The sequence below is a fragment of the Lichenibacterium minor genome, assembly GCF_004137685.1.
GTDB lineage: Bacteria > Pseudomonadota > Alphaproteobacteria > Rhizobiales > Beijerinckiaceae > Lichenihabitans > Lichenihabitans minor.
On record NZ_QYBB01000001.1, the window covers coordinates 159129 to 183062 of the forward strand.

The following is a 23934-nucleotide window of genomic DNA, read 5'->3' on the forward strand; positions in this document are numbered from 1 at the left end:
GTCGAGGAGCACCTCGGCCCCCTGGCGGGCCGCGGCCGGGGCCGAACCGGGCGGCGAGGCTGTCGGCGGACGACCGTCGATGTCCGGAGGCTCGTCGGCGCCGAGCGGCGAGGTTCAGGCCGATCTCGGATCGAAGGCGCCTTCCCTCAATCGTAGTCCCACGCGTCGGGCGACACCCCGAGCAGCAGGTCCTCGACGTTGATCCAGGGCGTCGTGTGGCCGGCGCCGTACATGCGGTCCGCCACCCGCTCCAGCCGCTTCCGATGGACGGTGAACCGGCGCAGCATTTCGGCGGCGTTGCGGGCGTGGCTTTCCTCCAGTTCGTCCACCGCTTCGCGGAAAACGTGGCAGCGCACCGGCCCCTGCCGGCTTTCCATCGTGAAGTGCAGCCCGAACGGATCGATGACGGCGGGCAGGTCGGTGGCGGTCAGGCGCAAGGGGGCGGGGCTCCGAGGGGCGTGGGGCGAGGCGCCCCCGTGGTGGCACACCGGACGGGCCGCGCCAATGGGGACCATGTTCCGTCGGCCGGGCCGCGCGGCGCTCGGCCCCTCGTCCGCCGCCGCGGCGCGTCGACGCCGTCTCCCCCGACGGGCGACGGGCAGCCCCCTCACCCCGCCGTGAAGGGGCAGCCGCTCCTGGCGGCCGGGGTGAAGAGCGTGTCGCCCGGGATGGTCTCGACGACCTTGTAGAGGTCGGCGGGGCTCTTCGATTCGGCGGGCGTCTTCACCTCGACGAGGTGCATGTCCATCACCACGCGGCCGTTGGCGAGCATGTGGGGGTTGTCGAGGAGCTTGTCGGTGATGGGCAGGGCCTTGAATGCCGCGTCGACCGTCGCGGCGTCGTCGGTACCGGCCTTGGCCACGGCTTGCAGGTAGTGCAGCGTGGACGAATAGCCTGCGGCATGGCCCATGGTCGGCACCGCGTTCCCGTTGCGCGCCATGAAGCGCTTCGTCCAGGCGCGGGTGTCGTCGTTCAGGTCCCAGTAGAAGCTCACCGAGAAGCGGATGCCCTGCGCCACGTCGAGGCCCAGCGCCACCGTGTTGTTGGTGAAGACCAGCATGGCGGCCATCTTCGACGACACGCCGAAGTCGCGCCCCTGCTTGATGGCGTTGACGAGGTCGGGCCCGGCGTTGGCGAGGCCGATCACGTCGGCGCCCGAAGCCTGGGCTTCCAGCAGCGGCGACGACATGTCGGCCGTGCCCAGCGGGTGCTTGACTTCGCCCACCACCGAGCCGCCGGCAGCCTTCACGGCCTGGCTGGCCGCGGCGGACAGACCGTTGCCGAAGACGTAGTCGGCGGTGATGAAGAACCACCTCCTGCCGCCCTCCTTCACGATGGCCTCCGCGACCGCGTTCGCGAGCTCGTTGGTGGAAGGCACCCATTGCGAGCCATAGGGCGAGCAGCCCGGCCCGGAGAACTGGGACGCGTAGCCGCCGGCATCGAGCGTGGTGACGCGCTTCTCCTTGGCATAGGCCTGCACGGCGAGCCCGACCGAACTCGCGCCGCCCAGCACGAGCGCGGACGCGTGGCTGTCGTCGACGAGCTGGCGCGCCAGCGCCGAGCCGAGGTCCGCCTTGTTCTGGTGGTCGACGGCGATGACCTCGATGGCCCGGCCCAGGACCGTGCCGCCGAAGTCCTCGACCGCCATCCGGGTCGCCAGCACCATGCTGGAGCCGCCGTTGCCCGAATACACGCCGGACAGGTCCTCGACCACGCCGATGCGGAACGGCGCATCGGCCCGGGCAGGCTTCGACAGCGGGCCCTGGGCCAGCAGCAGGGCCATCGCGGCCGCGCAGGGTCCGATCGAATGCAGGCTCGTCATCGCGTCGTCCCCCCGGGCGGGGCGCCGTTCGGCATCGCGTCGCGATGGGCCCCCGTTCCGGTCAGGCTAGGCGACGGCGCTCGGGCCGGTCCAAGACCGTTGCCGACGACCCGTCATCGCATTTCGGCATCGCATCGGGACGCGATCATGGGGACGGCGGCGCACCGCCGGCCGACCAGCGTGGGCGGGCCCCCGCCGGCGGGGTCAGCCGGCGAACATCCAGTCGAAGGCCGCCACCGGCGCCGCCCAGGCAGGCGCCGGCTCGGGCGCCGTCTCGGTCTGCGACACCGCGTGGGCGCCGCGGCGCTCCAGGTAGCGGCGGCAGGCCAGGACGACGGGGGCCAGTTCGTGCGACCCCACGGAGGCGACCGTGCGGGTGAGCGCCGGGGCGGCGCCGCGGAACAGGTCCAGCACGATGTCGAAGCGGCCGCCCGGCGCCGGGCGGGGCGTCAGGGCGTAGCGGATCGAGGAAGAGAAATCGAAGGTCAGGGCCGCGTCCATGCCGGTCCGTCCTTGGCCATGGGTTGAGACCACCCTTCATCGCAGAACGTGGTTAACGACGGGTTGACGCGCGCCCGCGCGGCTCAACCGTCCCCGCGCTCGCGCCGACGCTCGGCCCACCACGCCATGCGCTTGCCGAGGTCGCGCTCGAAGCCGCGCTCCGTCGGGCGGTACAGGCTTTGGCGACCGATCGCCTCCGGCCAGTAGTTCTGGCCCGAGAAGGCGTCAGGCTCGTCGTGGTCGTAGCGGTAGTGCTCGCCGTAGCCTTCGCGCTTCATCACCTTGGTGGGCGCGTTGAGGATGCTTTTCGGCGGCAGCACCGAGCCGCCCTGCTTCGCCAGCGCCATCGCGGCCTTGTAGGCCGTGTAGACGGCGTTGCTCTTCGGCGCCGTCGCGAGATAGACGACCGCCTGCGCGATGGCGAGTTCGCCTTCCGGGCTGCCGAGGAAGTCGAAGGCGTCCTTGGCGGCATTGGCCACCACGAGCGCCTGCGGGTCCGCCAGGCCGATGTCCTCCGACGCCATGCGGACCACGCGCCGCGCCAGGAACAGCCGGTCCTCGCCGGCGTCGAGCATGCGGGCGAGGTAATACAGCGCGGCGTCGGGGTCCGAACCGCGCACCGCCTTGTGCAGGGCGGAGATCAGGTTGTAGTGGCCGTCCTGCTTCTTGTCGTAGAGCGGCGCCCGGCGCTGCAGCACCGCGACGAGCCGCGCCGCGTCCAGCGTTTCGCCCGGCCGGGCGGCGCGCCACACGTCCTCGGCGAGGTTCAAAGCCGCGCGCCCGTCGCCGTCCGCCATGCCGAGCAGCGCTTCGCGCGCGTCCGCGGCGAGCGGCAGGGCCCGGCCTTCCAGCGCTTCGGCGCGGGCGAGGAGGTCGCCGAGCGCTTCAGCGTCGAGGGCCCGGAACACCAGCACGCGGGAGCGCGACAGGAGCGCCCCGTTGAGCTCGAACGACGGGTTCTCGGTGGTGGCGCCGATCAGCGTCACGGTGCCGTCCTCCATCACGGGGAGGAAGCCGTCCTGCTGGGCGCGGTTGAAGCGGTGGATCTCGTCGACGAAGAGCAGCGTGCCGCGGCCGGCGCGCCGGCGCGCGCGGGCGTCGTCGAACAGCTTCTTCAGGTCCGCCACGCCGGAGAAGATCGCCGACACGGCCACGAAGTCGAGGCTCGTCCTGTCCGCCATCAGGCGCGCCACCGTGGTCTTGCCGGTGCCGGGCGGGCCCCAGAACACCAGCGAACCGGGGGTGCCGCCGGCGAGCAGCCGCGTCAACGACCCGTCCGGCCCCACGAGGTGCCCCTGCCCCGCCACCTCGCCCAGCGTCTGGGGGCGAAGGCGGTCGGCGAGCGGGCGATGGCCGGGGGATGCGGGCTCGGGCCCGGGCGGCGGGGCCGGATCGAGGCCGGCGGCGGAAAACAGGTCGCTCATGGCGCGTCATCCGCCTCCCGTTCGGTCGCGTCGCCAGGCGGGCCGACGCGGTCGTGCCCGGCCGCCGTCGGCCCGGCCTCGACGCTAGCCCCCCAGTTCGGAATCGATGATCTGGCCGCCGCGCTGGATGGTGACATGCCAGAAGTCCTGACGCGCCGCCGTCGCCTTCTCGACCTGCCGCGTGCTCGTCACCTTGGAGCGGTCGAGCCCGACGATGACGTCGCCCTTCTGGATGCCCGTCATGGCGGCGGTGGAATTGTCCGCCACCGCGGCCACCACCACACCCGCGCGCACGCCGTTGATCTGCATCTCTTCCGCCACGGCCGGCGACAGGTTCACCAGCGTGGCGCCGGAGAAGGGCGAATCGTTGCGCAGCGTGACGGCGTCGCGCGCCGGCGTCTCGGGGGGCGGCACCAGCTTCAGGGCCAGCGCCAGGGTCTGGTTGCCCCGCCGCACCGTCAGACCGGCCGTGCCGCCGAGGGACTTGGTGGCGAGGCGGTAGCCGAAGGCGTCCGGATCGTCGGCCGGCGCGCCGTCGACCGCCGTGACGACGTCGCCGCGCTTCAGCCCGGCCGCGTCCGCCGGGCCGCCGTCGACGAGGTCGGACACCAGCACGCCCGCCGGCCGGTCGAGCCCCAGCGCTTCCCCCATGTCGCGCGTGATGCCCTGCAGGCTCGCGCCGAGCCACGGCCGGCGCACATGCGTTTCGCCGGCCCGGGCGGCCGAGATGACGCTCTTCACCATGTTCACCGGGATCGCGAAGCCGATGCCGACGCTGCCCCCCGACTGCGAATAGATGGCGGAGTTGATTCCGATCAGCCGCGACTTCATGTCGACGAGGGCCCCCCCCGAATTGCCGGGGTTGATGGCGGCGTCGGTCTGGACGAAATACTGGTAGTCGCTCTTGCCGATCTGGCTGCGCGCCAGCCCGGACACGATGCCCTGCGTCACCGTCTGGCCGACGCCGAAGGGGTCGCCGACGGCCAGCACGATGTCGCCGACCTCCAGCGCGTCCGAGTCGCCGAGGTCCATCACGGGCAGGCTCTGAGCCCCCTTCAGGCGCAGCACCGCGAGGTCGGTGCGCTCGTCGCGCAGCACCACGTCGGCGGGATATTCCTTCTTGTCCGACATCGCGACGCGCACGTCCGTCATGCCGTCGATGACGTGGTAGTTGGTGACGACGAGGCCGGAAGCGTCGACCACCACGCCCGAACCGAGCGACTGCGCGGTGGGGTTGCCGGGCCGGTCGTGGCCGCCGAAGAACTGGCGAAAGATCGGGTCGTCCATCAGGCTGTTGCGCGGGCGCTTCTCGACGCGCGACGCGTAGACGTTGACCACGGCGGGCGCGACCCGCTTCACCACCGGCGCGAAGGACAGGACGACGTCGGCCTTGGACGCGGGGAGCTGCCGGTCGTCGGCGCGCGACGGCGCCCCTGCCAGCAGCAGCGGCAGGGCCATGAGGCAGACGGCGCGCGGACGGGTCTTCATCGGGTCGAGCTTCCTGGTCGCGTCGGGTGTATCGGCGAGAACCCGGGGGATCGCTCCCGGTTCCGAACGGGCCGGGCGCCGCGGAAACCCGGACGACGCCGGACAGGGCGTGGTCCCCACGCTCTGCCGGTGCCCATCGGGCTCTTCCCCTGGCGCCCCGAGGGCGGCGAAGTCCCGTCCCCTCGAAGAAAAAAGGCCGGAGCGCGAGCCCCGGCCTCCGTTGACGATCGTTGTCCGCCGTCGCTCAGGCGGCGTCGGTCTCGGGCGAGGCCGTGTACTTGCCGAGCGAGGAGCCCTTGGCGTCCACGTCGCGATCGACGAACTCGATCACCGCCATCGGGGCGTCGTCGCCGTAGCGGAAGCCCGCCTTCAGCACGCGGCAATAGCCGCCCTGGCGATCCTTGTAGCGCGGGCCGATGACGTCGAAGAGCTTCTTGACGACCGCGGCCTGGCGAATCTCCGCCATCGCCATGCGGCGCGCATGGAGGTCACCGCGCTTGCCGAGGGTCACCAGCTTTTCGACGACGGGACGCAGGTCCTTGGCCTTCGGCAGCGTGGTCACGATCTGCTCGTGGTGGATCAGGTTGGCGCACATGTTGGAGAACATGGCCTTGCGGTGCTCGGCGGTGCGGCCGAAGCGGCGCTTCTTGTGTCCGTGATACATGAGTGGCTCCTTCGTTGATCATGCGGCCGCCGTGCCAAGGTACGGCCGCGCTCTTTTCCGGGCGGGCTCGCGGCCCGCCACGGTGCTCATGACAGGAGCACCGATCCCGATACGATGGCGCTTCGCGCCATCGGCGAAAACTCAGTAGTGTTCTTCGAACCGCTTGGCGAGCTCATCGATGTTTTCCGGCGGCCAGCCGGAAATCTCCATGCCGAGGTGCAGGCCCATCTGCGCCAGCACTTCCTTGATCTCGTTCAGCGACTTGCGGCCGAAGTTCGGGGTCCGCAGCATTTCGGCTTCGGACTTCTGGATGAGGTCGCCGATGTAGACGATGTTGTCGTTCTTCAGGCAGTTCGCCGACCGCACCGACAGCTCGAGCTCGTCGACCTTCTTCAGCAGCGCCGGGTTGAAGGCCAGCTCGGGGATCGAGGCGGACACCTCCTCGCGGCGGGGCTCCTCGAAGTTCACGAAGACGTTGAGCTGATCCTGGAGGATGCGGGCCGAATAGGCGATGGCGTCCTCGGGCGAGATGCCGCCGTTGGTTTCCACCGTCATGGTCAGCTTGTCGTAGTCAAGGATCTGGCCCGCGCGGGTGTTCTCGACGCGGTAGGACACCTTCTTGACCGGCGAATACAGGCTGTCCACGGGGATCAGGCCGATCGGCGCGTCCTCGTTGCGGTTCCGGTCCGCCGGGACGTAGCCCTTGCCGGTGTCGACGGTGAACTCCATGCGGATCTCGGCGCCGTCGTCGAGCGTGCAGATCACGAGCTCGGGGTTCAGCACCGACACGTCGTTGACGACCTGGATGTCGCCGGCCTTGACGACGCCCGGGCCGGACTTCTTCAGGATCATCCGCTTCGGGCCCTCGCCCGACATCTTGATCGAGATGTCCTTGATGTTGAGGACGATGTCGGTCACGTCCTCGCGCACGCCGGGGATCGACGAGAACTCGTGCAGAACGCCGTCGATCTGCACGGCGGTGACGGCCGCGCCCTGCAGCGACGACAGCAGGATGCGGCGCAGGGCGTTGCCCATGGTGAGGCCGAAGCCGCGTTCCAGCGGCTCGGCCACCACGACGGCGACGCGCTTCGGGTCGTCCCCGATCTGGACCTCGAGCTTGTTGGGCTTGATGAGGTCCTGCCAGTTCTTCGAGATCACGGTGGTCATGGACGTCTTTCCGGGCTTAATACCCCGCCGGAGGCCGTCAGGAGAGCGGCGCGCCTCGGCGTGAAGGTGGGCACCTTGGCGGAGCGGGGAGCGGCGTTGCTCCCACTCGGCGAAGGCGCCCGTGGAGATCCTGTGCCGCAGAGGCGGCGGAACGCGTGAAGGGGCGGCGCCCGAAGGCGCAGCCCCTCCCCGTCGATGTGTCAGGCGGTCAGACGCGGCGACGCTTGCGCGGGCGGCAGCCGTTGTGCGGGATCGGCGTGACGTCGCGGATCGACGTCACGGTGAAGCCCGCGGCCTGGATGGCGCGCAGCGCCGACTCGCGCCCCGAACCGGGGCCCGACACCTCGACCTCGAGCAGGCGCATGCCGTGCTCCTGCGCCTTGCGGGCGGCGTCCTCGGCGGCCATCTGGGCCGCGTAGGGGGTCGACTTGCGCGAGCCCTTGAATCCCATGGTGCCGGCGGACGACCACGAGATGGTGTTGCCCTGCGCGTCCGTGATGGTGATCATCGTGTTGTTGAACGTCGAGTTCACGTGGGCGATGCCCGACGCGATGTTCTTGCGTTCACGACGACGGACGCGGGTTGCCTCTTTTGCCATAATATCCAGTCCTGGTCCTTCAAGCGCGCCCGTGATGCCAGGCGCTCGGGAGATACATGTTCGACCCCGGGGCGAACCCGGGACGATTCGCCGTCAGCGGATCACTTCTTCTTGCCGGCGATTGGCTTCGCCTTGCCCTTGCGGGTGCGGGCGTTGGTGTGGGTGCGCTGGCCGCGGACGGGCAGCTGGCGGCGATGGCGCAGGCCGCGGTAGCAGCCGAGGTCCATCAGACGCTTGATGTTGATCGAGTTCTCGCGGCGCAGGTCGCCTTCGACCAGGTAGTCGCGATCGATGGTTTCGCGGATCTGCAGCACTTCGGCGTCCGAAAGCTGGGCCACGCGGCGCTCGGCCGGGATGGACACCTTCTCGCAGATCTCCTGGGCCTTCTGCCCGCCGATGCCGTGGATGTACTGAAGCGCGATCACCACGCGCTTGTTGGTCGGGATATTGACGCCAGCGATACGGGCCACGTGTGTTCTCCATGCGCCCGGGCACCGCCGTGCCGAAAGACGCCGATTTGTCGGATTGCGCGCCAACGGCGAACACCGGATCCCCGCGGAGGGGTGACCCGGCGTCGCACGATCGAAAGCCCGCTAGGGTCGCCTTAGCGATTTCCTAGACCCTGGTCAAGGATGGATCGCGAAGCATCCGGCCCACCGCGGGCGCGACCGTCTCCCTCGCGGAAGACGGAGACGCGGCCTCGTGGACGCCCGTCACTGCGCCGCGACGGACAGGGCGGCGTCGATCGCGTCCGACACGGCCCCGATCGGCGCCATGCCGTCGATCGCCTTGAGGCGGCCCGATCCGGCGTAATAGTTCGACACGGGCGCGGTCTGCTCGTGGTAGGTCGCGAGCCTCCGGGCCAACACGTCGGGCGTGTCGTCCGCGCGGACGGTGCCGCCGGCCGCCACCGTTTCCGCCGCGCGCTTCTCGATGCGCTCGACGAGGACTTTGGGGTCGACGTCCAGCTCCAGCACGGCATCGAGCTTGAGCCCGCGATTCTCCAGCGCGAGATCGAGCGCTTCCGCCTGGGCCACGGTGCGGGGAAAGCCGTCGAGGATGAAGCCGCGGGCGGCGTCCGGCTCCATGAAGCGCTCCGCCACGATGCCGACCACGATGGCGTCCGGCACGAGGCCGCCCTGCTCCATGATGGCCTGGGCCTTCAGCCCCACGGGCGTGCCGGCCTTGACGGCGGCGCGGAGCATGTCGCCCGTCGAGAGTTGCGGTATGCCGTGCCGCGCCATGAGCCGCGCGGCCTGCGTTCCCTTTCCTGCGCCGGGTGGGCCCAGAAACACTATCCTCATCGCTTCTTCCCTCTGAGCCGCGATTTCTTGATCAGGCTCTCGTATTGTTGCGCCTGCAGGTGGCCGTGGACCTGCGCAACCGTGTCCATGGTCACGCTCACCACGATCAGCAGCGACGTGCCGCCGAAATAGAAGGGCAGCGCCGCGTAGGAGATCAGAAGCTCGGGCAGAAGGCAAATGATCGCGAGATAGCCCGCGCCCAGCACGGTGATGCGGGTCAGGATCGTGTCGATGTGCTGCGCGGTGCGCTCGCCGGGCCGCACGCCCGGGACGAAGCCGCCGTGCTTGCGCAGGTTGTCGGCCGTCTCGACCGGGTTGAACACCACCGCGGTGTAGAAGAAGGCGAAGAACACGATCAGGAACAGGTACAGGACGATGTAGGCGGGCCGGCCGTGGCCGAGGAAGCTCGTCACGGTGCCGAGCCAGCCGCCGCTGCCCCCGTTCATCGACGTGAAGTTCGCGACCGTCGTGGGCAGCAGCAGCAGCGAGGAGGCAAAGATCGGCGGGATGACGCCCGCGGTGTTGAGCTTCAGCGGGAGGAACGAGGTTTGCCCCTCGAACATCCGGTTGCCCACCTGCCGCTTCGGATAGGTGATGAGCACGCGCCGCTGCGCCCGCTCCATGAACACGATGAAGGCGATGGTGGCGACCGCCACGACCACGACGGCGAGGATGAACACGGTCGAGATCGCACCCTGGCGGCCGAGCTCCAGCGTGTGGCCGATGGCGGCGGGGAAGGCCGCGATGATGCCGGCGAAGATGATGAGCGAGGAGCCGTTGCCGATGCCGCGCGAGGTGATCTGCTCGCCGAGCCACATCAGGAACATGGTGCCGCCCATCAGCGTGATGACGCAGCTCACGCGGAAGAACAGGCCGGGGTCGGTGACCACGCCCGCCTGCCCCTCGAGCCCGGCCGAGATGCCGTAAGCCTGGAAGGCCGCCAGGACGACCGTCAGGTAGCGGGTGTACTGGTTGATGACCTTGCGGCCCGACTCGCCCTCCTTCTTGAGGGTTTCCAGCGACGGCACGACCGAGGTCATGAGCTGGATGATGATCGAGGCCGAGATGTAGGGCATGATGTTCAGCGCGAAGATCGCCATGCGCTGGACGGCGCCGCCCGAGAACATGTTGAACAGCTCGAGCACGCCCTGCTTCTGGCCGGAAAAATTGGCCTCGAAGGCGGCGGGGTCGATGCCGGGCAGCGGGATGTATGTCCCGAGCCGGTAGACCATCAGGGCACCCAAGGTGAACCAGATGCGCTTCTTGAGCTCCTCGGCCTTGCCGATCGACGCGAAATTGATGTTCGCTGCGAGCTGTTCCGCTGCCGACGCCATACACCTGCTCCAAGAGACCGCCGCGAAGGGCCCGGCAGCCAAGCCGACCCTTAGCGCGCGTGACGCCGTCACGCCAGATTGAAAGCCGACCATGGCGGCGCCAAGGCGGGGACGGGGGCACCCGCCGGCTCCGTCCCCGGGCCGACACGACGACAGGGCGGCAGGCTTTCGCCGCCGCCCTGTCGATGATCGCGACCGATCCCGTCGGGGATCAGGCGGCCTTCTCGGCCTTCACCTTCGGCTCGCGCAGCACCTTCACGGAGCCGCCGGCGGCCTCGATGGCGGCGATGGCGGACTTCGACGCCAGGGCGGCCTCGATCTCCACCTTGGCGGTGATCTCGCCGGCACCCAGGATCTTCACCCCGTCCCGCGCCTTCGTGCACAGGCCGCAGTCCACCAGCGTCTCAATGGTGATCGGCCCCGCCTGCAGCTTGCCCTCGTCGATCGCCTTCTGGATGCGGCCGACGTTGATCTCGTTGTAGTCGAGGCGGAAGATGTTGGTGAAGCCGCGCTTCGGCAGGCGGCGATGCAGCGGCATCTGACCGCCTTCGAAGCCCTTGATGCGCACGCCGGTGCGGGCCTTCTGACCCTTCACGCCGCGGCCGCCGGTCTTGCCCTTGCCCGAGCCGATGCCGCGCCCGACGCGCATGCGGGGCTTGGACGAGCCTTCGTTGTCCCTGATCTCGTTGAGCTTCATGACGGGATCCTCACTCGCCGTCGACGACGCGGACGAGGTGAGCGACGCTCGCCACCATGCCACGGGTCGAAGGGTTGTCGATCAGCGACGAGCGGCGGCCGATCTTGTTGAGGCCGAGGGCGACCAGCGTTTGACGCTGCGAAGCCGGGCGGCCGATGGGGCTCTTCGTCTGCTCGACGACGAACTTGGTCTGGGTCTGGGAGTCCATGTCTGTCCTCCTCAGACTTCGACGGCGTCGGCGTCCACGCCCTGGCGGCGGGACTGCAGGGTGGACACCTTGAGGTTGCGGCGAGCCGCGACCTGGCGGGGCGAATCCTCGTGGATGAGCGCGTCGAAGGTGGCGCGAACCATGTTGTAGGGGTTCGACGAGCCCTGGCTCTTCGCCACGACGTCGTGGACGCCGAGCGTTTCGAAGACGGCGCGCATCGGGCCGCCGGCGATGATGCCGGTGCCGGCCGGGGCGGCCCGCAGGATCACGCGCCCGGCGCCGTGGCGTCCGTTCACGTCGTGATGGAGGGTGCGGCCTTCGCGCAGCGGCACGCGGATCATGCCGCGCTTGGCGGCTTCCGTCGCCTTGCGGATGGCTTCCGGCACTTCGCGCGCCTTGCCGTGGCCGTAGCCGACGCGGCCCTTCTGGTCGCCGACGACGACGAGCGCCGCGAAGCCGAAGCGCCGGCCGCCCTTCACCACCTTGGCGACGCGGTTGATGTGGACCAGCTTGTCCACGAATTCATTGTCGCGATCCTCGCGGTCGCGCTCTCTTTCACGAGCCATCTAAACTGTCCGTCACTGACGCGGCGACCCGGGATGGGCCCTGCCGCTCGCTGGGATGGTGCCGTCGCGGATGAGCGAAAGCGCGGGGATGCGGTCAGAACCGCCCCGCGCCACGCCGACCCTGCAAGGGAACGGGCCGACCTGTATCCGACGCTTCCGTCTGACACAAGCCGGCCCGCTGATCTTCGAAACCGAAGCGACGCTTCGATCAGAACTTGAGGCCACCCTCGCGGGCGCCGTCGGCCAGCGCCTTGACGCGGCCGTGGTACATGTAGGCGCCGCGGTCGAAGACGACCTCGGTCACGCCGGCCTCGACGGCACGCTGGGCCACCAGCTTGCCGATCTGCTCGGCGGCCGCCTTGTCGGCGCCCGTCTTGAGGCCCTCGCGGTTCGACTTCTCCAGCGTGGACGCCGAAGCCAGTGTGACGCCGCGCGCGTCGTCGATCACCTGCGCGTAGATCTGCTTGGAAGACCGGAAGACCGAAAGGCGGGGACGGCCGCCGGCGTTCTTGCGAATCGCCAGACGGACGCGAGCCTTGCGGCGGTCGGAAAGATCGCTCTTGCTCATCGCCCTTACTTCTTCTTGCCTTCCTTGCGGAAGATGAACTCGCCCGCGTACTTCACGCCCTTGCCCTTGTAGGGCTCCGGCGGACGATAGGAGCGAATCTCGGAGGCCACCTGGCCGACTTCGCGCTTGTCGATGCCGGTGATGACCAGTTCGGTCGGCTTCGTGGCCTTGATGTCGATGCCATCCGGGATCGGATAGTCGACGTCGTGGCTGTAGCCGAGCGACAGGACGAGCTTCTTGCCCTGCACCGCGGCCTTGTAGCCGACGCCGGTGATCTCGAGCTTGCGCTCGAAGCCCGCCGACACGCCGGTCACGAGATTGTTGATCATCGCGCGCGACATGCCCCACATGGCCTGCGCGCGCTTGGTCTCGGAACGGGGCTTCACCGAAACCTCGTTGTCGTTGAGCGCCACGTCGCAGTCGTCGGGCACCGTGAAGGACAGAGTCCCCTTGGCGCCCTTGACCTGAACCGACTGGCCCTCGATTGTCGCGGTCACGCCCTTGGGGAGCGAGACCGGCTTCTTACCGACCCTGGACATCGTTCATTCCTTCATGGCTCAGGTCAGAAGACCTTGCACAGGACCTCTCCGCCGACATTGTTGTCGCGGGCGGCGTGGTCAGCCATGACGCCCTTGGGCGTCGACACGATCGTGATGCCCAGGCCGTTGGCGACGCGCGGCAGGGCGTCGACGGCCGCGTACACGCGGCGGCCGGGGCGCGACACGCGCTCGATCATCTTGATGACCGGGGCGTTGTCGAAATACTTCAGCTCGATGTCGAACTCGGTGCGGCCGTTGCCGTGGTCCGTCGTCGAGTATCCGCGGATGAAGCCTTCCTGCTCCAGCACGTCGAGGACGTTGGCGCGGAGCCGGGAACCCGGCGTCGACACCTTACCCTTCTTGCGGAGCTGGGCGTTGCGGATGCGGGTGAGCATGTCACCCAGGGGATCGTTCACCGACATAGTTCGCCTCCCCTCACCAGCTCGACTTCACGAGGCCTGGGATCAGGCCCTTGTTGCCCAGCTCGCGGAGCGCGATGCGGGACATCTTCATCTTGCGATACACCGAGCGCGACCGGCCCGACACCTCGCACCGGTTGCGGATGCGCGCCGCGGCCGAGTTGCGGGGCAGCTCGCTGAGCTTCAGCCGCGCCTCGAAACGCTCCTCCATCGGGAGGTTGGCGTCGTCGGCAATGCCCTTCAGCTTGGCCCGCTTGGCGGCGTACTGCTTCACCAGCGACCGCCGGTGCTCATTCTTCTCGACAGAACTCTTCTTAGCCATTGAGTCGTCCTCTCCTTTCCGCGTCTGAAGCCGTGCTGGACTGCACGGCGGGGCCAGGGCCTCCCCCTGCCCCCGCTGACCTCACTGCCGGAACGGGAAATTGAATGCCTTCAGAAGCGCGCGCGCTTCGTCGTCGGTCTTCGCCGTGGTGCAGACGATGATGTCCATGCCGAGCATCGTCTCGGCCTTGTCATAATCGATCTCGGGGAAGATGATGTGCTCCTTGATGCCCATGGCGAAGTTGCCGCGGCCGTCGAAGGACTTGGCGCTCAGGCCGCGGAAATCGCGGATGCGCGGGAGCGCGACCGTGATCAGGCGGTCGAGGAACTCGTACATGCGCGTGTCGCGCAACGTCACCTTGGCGCCGAGCGGCATGCCTTCGCGGACCTTGAAGGTCGAAATGGCGTTGCGCGCGTGGGTGATGACGGGCTTCTGGCCCGCGATCAGCGACAGGTCGGAAGCGGCGCTCGTCACCTTCTTGGTGTCGTTGACGGCTTCGCCGACGCCCATGTTCAGCACGATCTTGTCGAGCCGCGGCACGGCGAGCTGGTTCGTGTAGCCGAACTGCTCCACCATCGCCTGGCGGATCGTGTCGCGGTAGATCTGCTTCATCCGCGGCACGTAGCCGGCGGGGAGGGCCGGCGAGGCCTCCATGTTGATGTCGGAGCCCGACTTGCGGTTCTCCTTGCCCTTGGCGGCCTTCTTGCCGCCGGTGGCCTGTGCCTCAGCCATCGATCTGATCTCCCGAACCCTTGGCGACACGGACCTTGCGGCCGTCCTCGAGCACCTTGAAGCCCACGCGGACCGGCTTGCCGGTCGTCGGGTGCTGCAGGGCGAGGTTCGACAGGTGGATCGTCGCTTCCTTGGTGATGATGCCGCCTTCCTGGCGCTGGCTCTGCGCCTGGTGGCGCTTGACGAGGTTAACGCCGCGCACGATGGCGCGCTCGTCCTTCGGCATGACCTGGAGCACCTCGCCCGTGTTGCCGCGGTCGCGGCCGGTCAGCACGACGACCTTGTCGCCCTTCTTGATCTTGGCGGCCATCACAGCACCTCCGGGGCCAGCGAAATGATCTTCATGTGGTTCTTGGCGCGCAGTTCGCGCGGAACCGGCCCGAAGATGCGGGTGCCGACCGGCTCGGACTGGTTGTTCACGATGACGGCGGCGTTGCTATCGAAGCGGATGACGGTGCCGTCGGCGCGCTTGATGTCCTTGGCGGTGCGAACCACCACGGCCTTCATCACGTCGCCCTTCTTCACGCGGCCGCGCGGGATGGCCTCCTTGATGGACACGACGATGATGTCGCCCACGCCGGCATACTTCCGCTTGGAGCCGCCGATGACCTTGATGCACATGACGCGGCGGGCGCCGGAATTGTCAGCGACATCGAGGTTAGTCTGCATCTGAATCATGGATATGACTTTCTGTCAGAACGGTTTCCGGCATCGCGTGCCGGACTGCGCCTGGCGGGGTTCGGGGGGCCGCTCAGGGCCCCTCCCCCGGATCGGCTTCAGGCTGAGGCTTCGGCCCCGGTCTTCGCCGCCGCGTCCGCGCCGAGGACGATCCAGCGCTTCAACTTCGAGATCGGCCGCGTTTCCTCGATGGAAACGATGTCGCCGACCTTGAAGGTGCGGGCCTCGTCGTGCGCGTGGTAGTTCTTGGAGCGGCGCACGGTCTTCTTCAGCAGCGGATGGGTGAAGCGACGCTCCACCTTCACCACCACGGTCTTCTCCTGCTTGTCGCTGACGACCACGCCCTGGAGGATACGCTTCGGCATCTGTTGTCTCTCACCCGTTCGCTGCGGCGCGCTTCATCGCCGCCAGGGTCTTCACCCGGGCGATGTCGCGGCGGACCGTGCGGACCGTGGAGGTGTTCTCCAATTGCCCGGTGGCGCGGCGGAAGCGCAAGTTGAACTGTTCGCGCTTCAAGCGAAGCACTTCGTCGTTGAGCTGGTCGTCCGACATGACCCAGAGGTCGGACAGGCGCTGCTTGGTCTTCATGATGGTCCTACCTCACTCGGCGATGCGTTCGACGAAGCGCGTCTTGATCGGCAGCTTCGCGGCGGCGAGGCGGAGTGCCTCCTTGGCGAGATCGACCGGCACGCCGTCGAGCTCGAACATGATACGCCCGGGGTGGACGCGGGCGGCCCAGAACTCCGGAGCGCCCTTGCCCTTGCCCATCCGGACCTCGGTCGGCTTCTTCGACACCGGCACGTCCGGGAAGATGCGGATCCAAACGCGGCCGGCGCGCTTCATGTGGCGGGTGAGGGCGCGGCGGGCGGCCTCGATCTGGCGGGCGGTGACGCGCTCCGGCTCCATGGCCTTCAGGCCGTACTGGCCGAAGTTGAGCTCGAAGCCGCCCTTGGCTTCGCCGCTGATCCGGCCCTTGAAGGCCTTGCGGAAGCGGGTTCGCTTGGGTTGCAACATGGGAAAGGGGTCCTGAAAGTCGGTCGGAGCACGTCCGGACCGCTCGAAGGCCCTTTCAGAGGCCCCGAGGTCGGTCGATGGGTCTTGCTATTTCATGCCGGAGCACGTCACGCAACCGTCAACGTGCGCCGAAAGCGCGGAACTTCCCTGCGGAAGCCCGCGCCCTGTGGTCGATCAGGCCGTTCAGGCCCGCTCGCGCCGGCGATCCCGGTCACGGTCACGGTCGCGGCCGCCGCGGTCGTCGTCGCGGCGACGGCGCTCGCCGCCCGGGGCGTGTTCCTGGTTGGCGGCGCGCTTGTCCTGCGCCATCGGATCGTGCTCGAGGATCTCGCCCTTGAAGATCCACACCTTGATGCCGCAGGTGCCGTAGGCCGTGTTGGCCGTGGCGACGCCGTAGTCGACATCGGCGCGCAGCGTGTGCAGCGGCACCCGGCCCTCGCGGTACCACTCCTGGCGGGCGATTTCGGCGCCGCCGAGTCGACCGGAGCAGTTGATGCGGATGCCTTCGGCGCCCAGGCGCATGGCGGACTGGACGGCGCGCTTCATGGCGCGGCGGAACGCGACGCGGCGCTCGAGCTGCTGCGCGATCGAATCGGCCACGAGGGTGGCGTCGACCTCGGGTTTGCGAACCTCGACGATGTTGATCACCACCTCGGACGAGGTGATCTTCGACACCATCTTGCGGAGCTTGTCGATGTCGGCGCCCTTCTTGCCGATCACCACGCCCGGACGCGCCGAGTGGATGGTGACGCGGCACTTCCGGTGCGGACGCTCGATGACGATCTTGGAGATCGCCGCCTGCTTCAACGCCGCCATGAGGACCTCGCGGATCTTCATGTCCTCGTGCAGCAGCTTGCCGTACTCGCCCTTGCTGGCGAACCAGCGCGAATCCCAGGTGCGGTTGATGCCGAGCCGCAGCCCGATCGGATTGACCTTCTGACCCATGGCTAAATCCTTCAGGCCGCCGACTGGACTTCGCGGACGATGATGGTGAGGTTCGAGAAGGGCTTCTCGATCCGGCCGGCCCGGCCGCGGGCGCGGGGGCTGAAGCGCTTCATCACCATGGCCTTGCCGACATAGGCCTCCGACACGATGAGGTCGTCGACGTCGAGCTCGTGGTTGTTCTCGGCGTTGGCGATAGCGCTTTCCAGCGCCTTCTTGACCTCGACGGAGATGCGCTTGCGCGAGAATTCGAGGTCGGCCAAGGCCGTCTCGACCTTCTTGCCGCGGATGAGCTGAGCCAGCAGGTTCAGCTTCTGCGGGGACACGCGCAGCATGCGCGCGACGCACTTCGCCTCGTTCTCGGGGAGCGCGCGGGGCTTCGCCTGCTTGCTCATCGGATCACCTCTTGGACTTCTTGTCCGCGGCGTGGCCGTGGAACGTGCGGGTGGGCGAGAACTCGCCGAACTTGTGGCCGATCATGTCCTCGGTCACGGTGACCGGGACGTGCTTGTGGCCGTTATGGACGCCGAAGGTCAAGCCGACGAACTGCGGCAGGATGGTGGAGCGACGGCTCCACATCTTGATAACTTCGGATCGGCCACCCGAGCGAACGGTATCTGCCTTCTTGAGCAGGTAACCGTCGACGAAGGGCCCCTTCCAGATCGAACGTGACATGGATAGCCCTCACTTCTTCCGGGCGTGGCGGGAGGCGACGATGAACTTGCCCGTCGACTTGTTGGTGCGCGTCTTCTTGCCCTTGGTGGGCTTGCCCCACGGCGTCACCGGGTGACGACCGCCGGAGGTGCGGCCTTCGCCGCCGCCGTGCGGATGATCGACCGGGTTCATCGTGACGCCGCGGTTGTGCGGGCGCCGTCCGAGCCAGCGGCGGCGACCCGCCTTGCCGTAGGAGATGTTCATGTGGTCGGGGTTGGACACCGACCCAATCGTGGCGAAGCACTGGCCGTTGATCAGGCGCTGCTCGCCCGACGACAGGCGCAGCGACACGTAGCCGGCATCGCGGCCGACGATCTGGGCATAGGCGCCGGCGGAGCGGGCGATCGCGCCGCCCTTGCCGATCTTCATCTCGATGTTGTGCACGATCGTGCCCACCGGGATGGCCGACAGCGGCATGGCGTTACCGGGCTTCACGTCGGCCTGGCGGCTCGCCACCACCTCGTCGCCGACGCCGAGCTTCTGCGGCGCGATGATGTAGGCGGCTTCGCCGTCCGCGTAGCGGACGAGGGCGATGAAGGAGGTGCGGTTCGGATCGTATTCGATCCGCTCCACCTTGCCCGGCTGGTCGAGCTTGCGACGCTTGAAGTCGATGATCCGGTAGGTCTGCTTGTGGCCGCCGCCGCGGAACCGCACGGTGATGCGGCCCGTGTTGGAGCGGCCGCCCGACTTGGACAGACCCTCGGTCAGGATCTTCAGCGGCTTGCCCTTGTAGAGCCCGCTGCGATCGACGATCACGAGCTGGCGAAGGCTCGGCGTGATCGGTTTGAATGTCTTCAGTGCCATGGCACTTTTATCCTTATGCCTGCGCTCAGAGACCCGTGGTGACGTCGATCTTGTGCCCGGCCGCGAGCGTCACGATGGCCTTCTTCAGGTCGGCCTGACGACCCTTGATGCCGCGGAACGTCTTGGCCTTGCCCTTGCGGATCGTGGTGTTGACCGCTTCGACCTTCACGTCGAACAGCTGTTCGACGGCGGCCTTGATCTCCGGCTTGGTCGCCGTCTTGGCGACCTTGAAGACGACCTGGTTGAAGTCGGACGCGGCCGTGGCCTTCTCGGTGATGACCGGCGACAGGATCACGTCGTAGTGGCGGGGGTCCTGGCTCATTTGAATCGCAGCTCCAGCGCGTCCACCGCAGCCTTGGTCAGGACCAGCTTGTTGCGACGCAGAATGTCGTAAACGTTGATCCCCTGGACCGGCAGAACGTCGATCATCGGGATGTTTCGGGCGGCGCGGGCGAAGTTCTCCTCGACGGCGGCGCCGTCGATGATGAGCGCGCTCTTCAGGCCGGCCGTGGCGAACTTCTGCTTCAGCAGCTTCGTCTTATGCTCGGCCGCGGAGGCGGCGCCCCACACGATCAGGTCGCCCTCGGCCGCCTTGGAGGACAGCGCGTGGCGAAGCGCCAGGGCGCGCACCTTCTTGGGCAGGTCGTGGGCATGGGAGCGCACGACGGGGCCGAACGCGCGACCGCCGCCGCGGAACTGCGGCACGCGGGCGGAGCCGTGACGCGCCGAACCGGTGCCCTTCTGCTTGTAGAGCTTCTTGCCCGTGCGGGCGATCTCGGCCCGGCCCTTGGTCTTGTGCGTGCCGGCGCGCCGCTTGGCGAGCTGGTAGCGGATCATCCGGGCGATGAGGTCCTGGCGGGGCTCCAGGCCGAAGATGGTGTCGTCGAGCTCGACCGAACCGTCGGTCTGGCCGTCGAGGGAGGTGATGTCGATCTTCATTGGCTCAATCAACCCTCGATGGCGGCTTCGGCGGCCGGGGCGGCGTCGGTGACCTCGGACGTCATGCGGAACTTGCCGGGCATCGGCAGGTCCTTGTGGGGCGCCTTCTTGATGGCGTCCCGCACGTAGATGTAGCCGCCGACCGTGCCGGGGACCGCGCCCTCGACGAGGATCAGGCCGCGCTCGACGTCGGTGCGGACGACCTTGAGGTTCAGGGTGGTCACGCGGTCGACGCCCATGTGGCCGGCCATCTTCTTGTTCTTGAACGTCTTGCCGGGGTCCTGGCGACCGCCGGTCGAGCCGTGCGAGCGGTGCGACACCGACACGCCGTGGGTGGCCCGCAGGCCGCCGAAGTTCCAACGCTTCATCGGGCCGGCGAAGCCCTTGCCGGTGGAGGTGCCCGTCACGTCGACGAACTGCCCCGGCACGAAATGGTCGGCCTGAAATTCGGCGCCGACGGGGATCATGTGATCCGCCTCGACCCGGAACTCGGCCAGCTTCATCTTCGGCTCGACCTTGGCGATGGCGAAGCGCTCGCGCTCGGCCTTCGACACGTTCTTCACCTTGGCCTTGCCGATACCGATCTGCAACGCGCTGTAGCCGTTCACCTCGGCCGTGCGATGCGCCACGACCTGGCAACCGTCGAGTTTGAGCACCGTCACCGGCACATGTTCGCCCGCTTCCGTGAAAACACGGGTCATTCCGACCTTCTGGGCGATGACACCTGACCGCATGTCAGATTTCCTTCAAGATACTTCGCTACAGCGTATCGCAGTGGGCGGACGTCAGATCTTGATCTCGACGTCGACGCCGGCGGCCAGATCGAGCTTCATCAGCGCGTCAACCGTCTGCGGAGTGGGATCCACGATGTCGAGGACACGCTTGTGCGTGCGGATCTCGAACTGCTCGCGGGACTTCTTGTCCACGTGGGGCGAACGGTTCACGGTGAACTTCTCGATCCTCGTGGGCAGCGGGATTGGGCCACGGACCTGAGCGCCAGTGCGGCGCGCCGTGGACACGATCTCCTTGGTCGAGGCATCGAGCACGCGGTGATCGAAGGCCTTGAGCCGGATGCGGATGTTCTGGGCGTTCATCGTCATGTCCCCTGATCGGTTGGAGCGGGAGCAGAGCTCCCGCTCCCCGACCTGTTGGCTTCTTATTCGATGATCGAGGCGACGACGCCGGCGCCGACGGTGCGGCCGCCTTCACGGATGGCGAAGCGGAGCTTCTCCTCCATGGCGATCGGCACGATCAGGGCGACGGTCATCGTCACGTTGTCGCCGGGCATCACCATCTCGGTGCCCTCGGGGAGGGTCACGATGCCGGTCACGTCCGTGGTGCGGAAGTAGAACTGCGGGCGGTAGTTGGTGAAGAACGGCGTGTGACGGCCACCCTCGTCCTTGGTGAGGATGTAGGCCTCGGCCTTGAACTTGGTGTGGGGCTTCACGGAGCCGGGTTTGCACAGGATCTGGCCGCGCTCGACGTCCTCGCGCTTGGTGCCGCGCAGAAGGCAGCCGACGTTGTCGCCCGCCATGCCCTGGTCGAGCAGCTTGCGGAACATCTCGACGCCGGTGACCGTGGTCTTCACGGTGGCCTTCAGGCCGACGATCTCGATTTCCTCGCCGACCTTGACGATCCCGCGCTCGATGCGGCCGGTCACGACGGTGCCGCGGCCGGAGATCGAGAACACGTCCTCGACCGGCATCAGGAAGGGCTGGTCGACGGGGCGCTCGGGCTGCGGGATGTAGGCGTCGACCGTCTCCATCAGCTTGAGCACGGCGTCATGGCCGATCTCGGGGCGCTTGTTCTCGAGCGCACACAGGGCGGAACCCTGCGTAATCGGGATATCGTCGCCGGGGAAGTCGTACTTCGACAGCAGCTCGCGGATTTCGAGCTCGACGAGTTCGAGGAGCTCGGCGTCGTCGACCATGTCGACCTTGTTCATGAACACCACCAGGGCGGGGACGCCGACCTGGCGGGCGAGCAGGATGTGCTCGCGGGTCTGCGGCATCGGGCCGTCGGCGGCCGACACGACCAGGATCGCGCCGTCCATCTGGGCGGCGCCCGTGATCATGTTCTTTACGTAGTCGGCGTGGCCGGGGCAGTCGACGTGGGCGTAGTGGCGGTTCTTGGTCTCGTACTCGACGTGAGCGGTCGAGATCGTGATGCCGCGGGCCTTCTCTTCGGGAGCCTTGTCGATCTGGTCGTAGGCCGTGAAGGTGGCGCCGCCGGACTCGGCGAGGATCTTGGTGATGGCCGCGGTCAGCGACGTCTTGCCGTGATCGACGTGCCCGATGGTGCCGATGTTGCAGTGCGGCTTATTCCGCGCGAACTTTTCCTTAGCCATGGAAGGCTCCTCTCAAGCTTCGTTCTACGTGTGGGGAGGTCAGGCGTACTTCGCCTGGACCTTGGCAGCCTCGTTGGCCGGGACCTGCTCGTAATGATCGAACTGCATCGTGAAGGTGGCGCGCCCCTGGGAGAAGGAGCGGAGCTGGTTCACGTAGCCGAACATGTTGGCCAGCGGCACCATGGCGTTGATGACGTTGGCGTTGCCGCGCACGTCCTGGCCCTGGATCTGCCCACGGCGGGAGTTCAGGTCGCCGATGCAGGACCCGGTGTATTCTTCCGGCGTCACGACCTCGACCTTCATGATCGGCTCGAGCAGAACCGACCCGCCCTTCTGCAACGCTTCCCGGAAGGCCGCCCGGGACGCGATCTCGAATGCCAGGACCGACGAGTCGACGTCGTGGAAGGCGCCGTCGATCAGGGTGGCCTTGACGTCCACGACGGGGAAGCCCGCCAGGATGCCGGCGCCCATGACCGAATTGATGCCCTTCTCGACGCCCGGCACGTATTCCTTCGGCACCGCGCCGCCGATGATCTTAGACTCGAACAGGTTGCCTGCGCCGGCCTCGTTCGGCTCGAAGACGATCTTGACGCGGGCGAACTGGCCCGTGCCGCCGGTCTGCTTCTTGTGCGTGTAGTCCTGCTCGACGCGGCGGGTCAGCTTCTCGCGGTAGGCCACCTGGGGGGCGCCGATGTTGGCATCCACCTTGTAGGTCCGGCGCAGGATGTCGACCTTGATGTCGAGGTGGAGCTCGCCCATCCCCTTCAGGATGGTCTGGCCCGACTCCTGGTCGGTCGACACGCGGAACGACGGGTCCTCGGCGGCCAGCTTCTGCAGGGCGACGCCCAGCTTCTCCTGGTCGGCCTTGGACTTCGGCTCGATCGCGATCTCGATGACCGGCTCGGGGAATTCCATCTTCTCCAGGATCACGGGCTTCTGCATGTCGCAGAGCGTGTCGCCGGTGCGTGTGTCCTTCAGGCCCGCCATGGCGACGATGTCGCCCGCATAGGCTTCCTTGATGTCCTCGCGATTGTTCGCGTGCATCAGGAGCATGCGCCCGATGCGCTCCTTCTTATCCTTGGTCGAGTTCATCACGGTCGTGCCGCTCTCGATGTGACCCGAGTAGATGCGGCAGAAGGTGATGGTCCCCACGAAGGGGTCGTCCATGATCTTGAAGGCGAGCAGGGAGAAGGGCTCGGCGTCGGACGCCGGGCGGGTGACCTCCTCCTCGGTGTTGACGTCGATGCCCTTGATCGACTCGCGGTCGACCGGGGATGGGAGATAGTCGACGACGGCGTCGAGCAGGGGCTGCACGCCCTTGTTCTTGAAGGCCGTGCCGCAGAGCACGGGATGGAACGAGATCTGGCGGACCGCCTTGCGGATGAGGCGCTTCAGCGTCTCCTCGGAGGGCTCCTCGCCGTCGAGGTAGGCCGACATGGCGTCGTCGTCGAGTTCGACGGCGGCTTCGATCATCGCCAGGCGGTATTCCTTGGCGCGGTCGAGAAGGTCGGCCGGGATCTCCTCGTCGTGATAGTTCGCGCCGAGGTTCTCGTTCTCCCAGACGACCGCCTTCATGCGGACGAGGTCGATGATCCCCTTGAAGTCCGCCTCGGACCCGATCGGCAGCTGGATGCACACCGGACGGCCGCCGACGCGAGTCTTGATGTCATCGACGCACTTGTAGAAATCGGCGCCGATCTTGTCCATCTTGTTGACGAAGCAGATGCGGGGCACGTTGTACTTGTCGGCCTGGCGCCAAACCGTCTCGGTCTGGGGTTCGACGCCCTGGTTGCCGTCGAGCACGCAGACGGCGCCGTCGAGCACGCGGAGCGAACGCTCCACCTCGATGGTGAAGTCCACGTGGCCGGGGGTGTCGATGATGTTGAGGCGCTTGCCATTCCACTGGGTCGTGGTGGCGGCAGACGTGATGGTGATGCCGCGCTCCTGCTCCTGCTCCATCCAGTCCATCGTCGCGGCGCCGTCGTGGACTTCGCCGATCTTATGGGACTTGCCGGAGTAGAAGAGGATCCGCTCGGTCGTGGTCGTCTTGCCCGCATCGATGTGGGCCATGATGCCGAAGTTGCGGTAGTCTTCGATGGGGTGGCTGCGGGGCATGGATCGATCCTCGGACGGCGCGTGTTCG

At 67.7% G+C, this 23934-nt stretch carries 34 protein-coding genes; all 34 read right to left on the reverse strand.

The features are described from left to right. Positions 1 to 146 precede the first annotated feature (146 nt). Positions 147 to 437, reverse strand: coding sequence for a DUF1488 family protein (locus tag D3273_RS00720; RefSeq protein ID WP_165359329.1), 291 nt, complete (start codon positions 435 to 437; stop codon positions 147 to 149). A 170-nt stretch (positions 438 to 607) separates the two neighbouring features. Continuing rightward, positions 608 to 1822: an ABC transporter substrate-binding protein gene (locus D3273_RS00725; RefSeq protein WP_245500916.1), complete on the reverse strand. Its 1215-nt coding sequence runs from the start codon at positions 1820 to 1822 to the stop codon at positions 608 to 610. A 204-nt stretch (positions 1823 to 2026) separates the two neighbouring features. Then, positions 2027 to 2323 carry a hypothetical protein gene (locus tag D3273_RS00730; protein ID WP_129222671.1) on the reverse strand — a complete coding sequence of 99 codons (297 nt, stop codon included), beginning with the start codon at positions 2321 to 2323 and terminating at the stop codon, positions 2027 to 2029. An 83-nt stretch (positions 2324 to 2406) separates the two neighbouring features. Continuing rightward, positions 2407 to 3747, reverse strand: a complete 1341-nt coding sequence (locus D3273_RS00735) for a replication-associated recombination protein A (RefSeq protein WP_129222672.1) — start codon at positions 3745 to 3747, stop codon at positions 2407 to 2409. 84 nt (positions 3748 to 3831) lie between these two features. Next, entirely contained in the window at positions 3832 to 5235 is a 1404-nt protein-coding gene (locus D3273_RS00740) for a Do family serine endopeptidase (protein WP_129222673.1), read from the reverse strand. Positions 5236 to 5479: 244 nt separating this feature from the next. Beyond that, on the reverse strand, positions 5480 to 5899 hold the full coding sequence (gene rplQ, locus D3273_RS00745; RefSeq protein WP_129222674.1) for a 50S ribosomal protein L17: 420 nt from the start codon (positions 5897 to 5899) through the stop codon (positions 5480 to 5482). Between the two features lie 141 nt (positions 5900 to 6040). Beyond that, on the reverse strand, positions 6041 to 7066 hold the full coding sequence (locus tag D3273_RS00750) for a DNA-directed RNA polymerase subunit alpha (protein WP_129222675.1): 1026 nt from the start codon (positions 7064 to 7066) through the stop codon (positions 6041 to 6043). A gap of 208 nt (positions 7067 to 7274) precedes the next feature. Continuing rightward, positions 7275 to 7664 carry a 30S ribosomal protein S11 gene (gene rpsK, locus D3273_RS00755; protein WP_129222676.1) on the reverse strand — a complete coding sequence of 130 codons (390 nt, stop codon included), beginning with the start codon at positions 7662 to 7664 and terminating at the stop codon, positions 7275 to 7277. Positions 7665 to 7765: 101 nt separating this feature from the next. Continuing rightward, the gene (gene rpsM, locus D3273_RS00760; RefSeq protein WP_129222677.1) at positions 7766 to 8134 is read right to left on the reverse strand and encodes a 30S ribosomal protein S13; all 369 of its coding nucleotides are present in this window, start codon (positions 8132 to 8134) and stop codon (positions 7766 to 7768) included. A gap of 243 nt (positions 8135 to 8377) precedes the next feature. Further along, positions 8378 to 8968, reverse strand: coding sequence for an adenylate kinase (locus tag D3273_RS00765; protein WP_129222678.1), 591 nt, complete (start codon positions 8966 to 8968; stop codon positions 8378 to 8380). Then, positions 8965 to 10302 carry a preprotein translocase subunit SecY gene (secY, locus tag D3273_RS00770; RefSeq protein ID WP_129222679.1) on the reverse strand — a complete coding sequence of 446 codons (1338 nt, stop codon included), beginning with the start codon at positions 10300 to 10302 and terminating at the stop codon, positions 8965 to 8967. The genes D3273_RS00765 and secY overlap by 4 nt, the downstream gene beginning before the upstream one ends. Positions 10303 to 10513: 211 nt before the next feature. Continuing rightward, positions 10514 to 10999, reverse strand: a complete 486-nt coding sequence (gene rplO / locus D3273_RS00775) for a 50S ribosomal protein L15 (RefSeq protein ID WP_129222680.1) — start codon at positions 10997 to 10999, stop codon at positions 10514 to 10516. A gap of 10 nt (positions 11000 to 11009) precedes the next feature. Beyond that, the gene (rpmD, locus tag D3273_RS00780) at positions 11010 to 11207 is read right to left on the reverse strand and encodes a 50S ribosomal protein L30 (protein ID WP_129222681.1); all 198 of its coding nucleotides are present in this window, start codon (positions 11205 to 11207) and stop codon (positions 11010 to 11012) included. Between the two features lie 11 nt (positions 11208 to 11218). Beyond that, positions 11219 to 11773, reverse strand: a complete 555-nt coding sequence (gene rpsE, locus D3273_RS00785; protein ID WP_129222682.1) for a 30S ribosomal protein S5 — start codon at positions 11771 to 11773, stop codon at positions 11219 to 11221. A gap of 208 nt (positions 11774 to 11981) precedes the next feature. Further along, the gene (gene rplR, locus D3273_RS00790; protein WP_129222683.1) at positions 11982 to 12341 is read right to left on the reverse strand and encodes a 50S ribosomal protein L18; all 360 of its coding nucleotides are present in this window, start codon (positions 12339 to 12341) and stop codon (positions 11982 to 11984) included. Positions 12342 to 12346: 5 nt separating this feature from the next. Continuing rightward, positions 12347 to 12880 carry a 50S ribosomal protein L6 gene (rplF, locus tag D3273_RS00795; protein WP_129222684.1) on the reverse strand — a complete coding sequence of 178 codons (534 nt, stop codon included), beginning with the start codon at positions 12878 to 12880 and terminating at the stop codon, positions 12347 to 12349. 23 nt (positions 12881 to 12903) lie between these two features. Next, positions 12904 to 13302 carry a 30S ribosomal protein S8 gene (gene rpsH, locus D3273_RS00800; RefSeq protein ID WP_129222685.1) on the reverse strand — a complete coding sequence of 133 codons (399 nt, stop codon included), beginning with the start codon at positions 13300 to 13302 and terminating at the stop codon, positions 12904 to 12906. Between the two features lie 13 nt (positions 13303 to 13315). Next, the gene (gene rpsN / locus D3273_RS00805) at positions 13316 to 13621 is read right to left on the reverse strand and encodes a 30S ribosomal protein S14 (protein ID WP_129222686.1); all 306 of its coding nucleotides are present in this window, start codon (positions 13619 to 13621) and stop codon (positions 13316 to 13318) included. A gap of 81 nt (positions 13622 to 13702) precedes the next feature. Further along, positions 13703 to 14275 carry a 50S ribosomal protein L5 gene (gene rplE / locus D3273_RS00810; RefSeq protein WP_129223015.1) on the reverse strand — a complete coding sequence of 191 codons (573 nt, stop codon included), beginning with the start codon at positions 14273 to 14275 and terminating at the stop codon, positions 13703 to 13705. 70 nt (positions 14276 to 14345) lie between these two features. Then, positions 14346 to 14663 (reverse strand): 50S ribosomal protein L24, encoded by a 318-nt coding sequence (gene rplX, locus D3273_RS00815; protein ID WP_129222687.1) that lies wholly within the window; start codon positions 14661 to 14663, stop codon positions 14346 to 14348. Then, positions 14663 to 15031, reverse strand: a complete 369-nt coding sequence (gene rplN, locus D3273_RS00820) for a 50S ribosomal protein L14 (RefSeq protein WP_129222688.1) — start codon at positions 15029 to 15031, stop codon at positions 14663 to 14665. The genes rplX and rplN overlap by 1 nt, the downstream gene beginning before the upstream one ends. 98 nt (positions 15032 to 15129) lie before the next feature. Then, positions 15130 to 15396, reverse strand: coding sequence for a 30S ribosomal protein S17 (gene rpsQ, locus D3273_RS00825; RefSeq protein WP_129222689.1), 267 nt, complete (start codon positions 15394 to 15396; stop codon positions 15130 to 15132). A 10-nt stretch (positions 15397 to 15406) separates the two neighbouring features. Further along, entirely contained in the window at positions 15407 to 15619 is a 213-nt protein-coding gene (gene rpmC, locus D3273_RS00830; protein WP_129222690.1) for a 50S ribosomal protein L29, read from the reverse strand. Positions 15620 to 15631: 12 nt separating this feature from the next. Continuing rightward, positions 15632 to 16045, reverse strand: coding sequence for a 50S ribosomal protein L16 (rplP, locus tag D3273_RS00835; protein WP_129222691.1), 414 nt, complete (start codon positions 16043 to 16045; stop codon positions 15632 to 15634). A 183-nt stretch (positions 16046 to 16228) separates the two neighbouring features. After that, entirely contained in the window at positions 16229 to 16990 is a 762-nt protein-coding gene (rpsC, locus tag D3273_RS00840) for a 30S ribosomal protein S3 (RefSeq protein ID WP_129222692.1), read from the reverse strand. Positions 16991 to 17001: 11 nt separating this feature from the next. Beyond that, positions 17002 to 17382, reverse strand: coding sequence for a 50S ribosomal protein L22 (gene rplV, locus D3273_RS00845; protein ID WP_129222693.1), 381 nt, complete (start codon positions 17380 to 17382; stop codon positions 17002 to 17004). Between the two features lie 4 nt (positions 17383 to 17386). After that, positions 17387 to 17662, reverse strand: a complete 276-nt coding sequence (rpsS, locus tag D3273_RS00850; RefSeq protein ID WP_129222694.1) for a 30S ribosomal protein S19 — start codon at positions 17660 to 17662, stop codon at positions 17387 to 17389. 9 nt (positions 17663 to 17671) lie between these two features. After that, a complete protein-coding gene (gene rplB, locus D3273_RS00855; RefSeq protein WP_129222695.1) occupies positions 17672 to 18505 on the reverse strand; it encodes a 50S ribosomal protein L2 in 834 nt (277 codons plus the stop codon). A gap of 25 nt (positions 18506 to 18530) precedes the next feature. Then, positions 18531 to 18827: a 50S ribosomal protein L23 gene (locus D3273_RS00860; RefSeq protein WP_129222696.1), complete on the reverse strand. Its 297-nt coding sequence runs from the start codon at positions 18825 to 18827 to the stop codon at positions 18531 to 18533. Further along, positions 18824 to 19444 carry a 50S ribosomal protein L4 gene (gene rplD / locus D3273_RS00865; protein ID WP_129222697.1) on the reverse strand — a complete coding sequence of 207 codons (621 nt, stop codon included), beginning with the start codon at positions 19442 to 19444 and terminating at the stop codon, positions 18824 to 18826. Before rplD ends, D3273_RS00860 begins: the two co-directional genes overlap by 4 nt. A gap of 8 nt (positions 19445 to 19452) precedes the next feature. Beyond that, positions 19453 to 20178 (reverse strand): 50S ribosomal protein L3, encoded by a 726-nt coding sequence (gene rplC, locus D3273_RS00870; protein ID WP_129222698.1) that lies wholly within the window; start codon positions 20176 to 20178, stop codon positions 19453 to 19455. 51 nt (positions 20179 to 20229) lie between these two features. Continuing rightward, on the reverse strand, positions 20230 to 20538 hold the full coding sequence (gene rpsJ / locus D3273_RS00875) for a 30S ribosomal protein S10 (protein WP_129223017.1): 309 nt from the start codon (positions 20536 to 20538) through the stop codon (positions 20230 to 20232). A gap of 62 nt (positions 20539 to 20600) precedes the next feature. Then, the gene (tuf, locus tag D3273_RS00880; protein ID WP_129222699.1) at positions 20601 to 21791 is read right to left on the reverse strand and encodes an elongation factor Tu; all 1191 of its coding nucleotides are present in this window, start codon (positions 21789 to 21791) and stop codon (positions 20601 to 20603) included. A 39-nt stretch (positions 21792 to 21830) separates the two neighbouring features. Next, a complete protein-coding gene (gene fusA / locus D3273_RS00885; RefSeq protein WP_129222700.1) occupies positions 21831 to 23906 on the reverse strand; it encodes an elongation factor G in 2076 nt (691 codons plus the stop codon). Positions 23907 to 23934 lie beyond the last annotated feature (28 nt).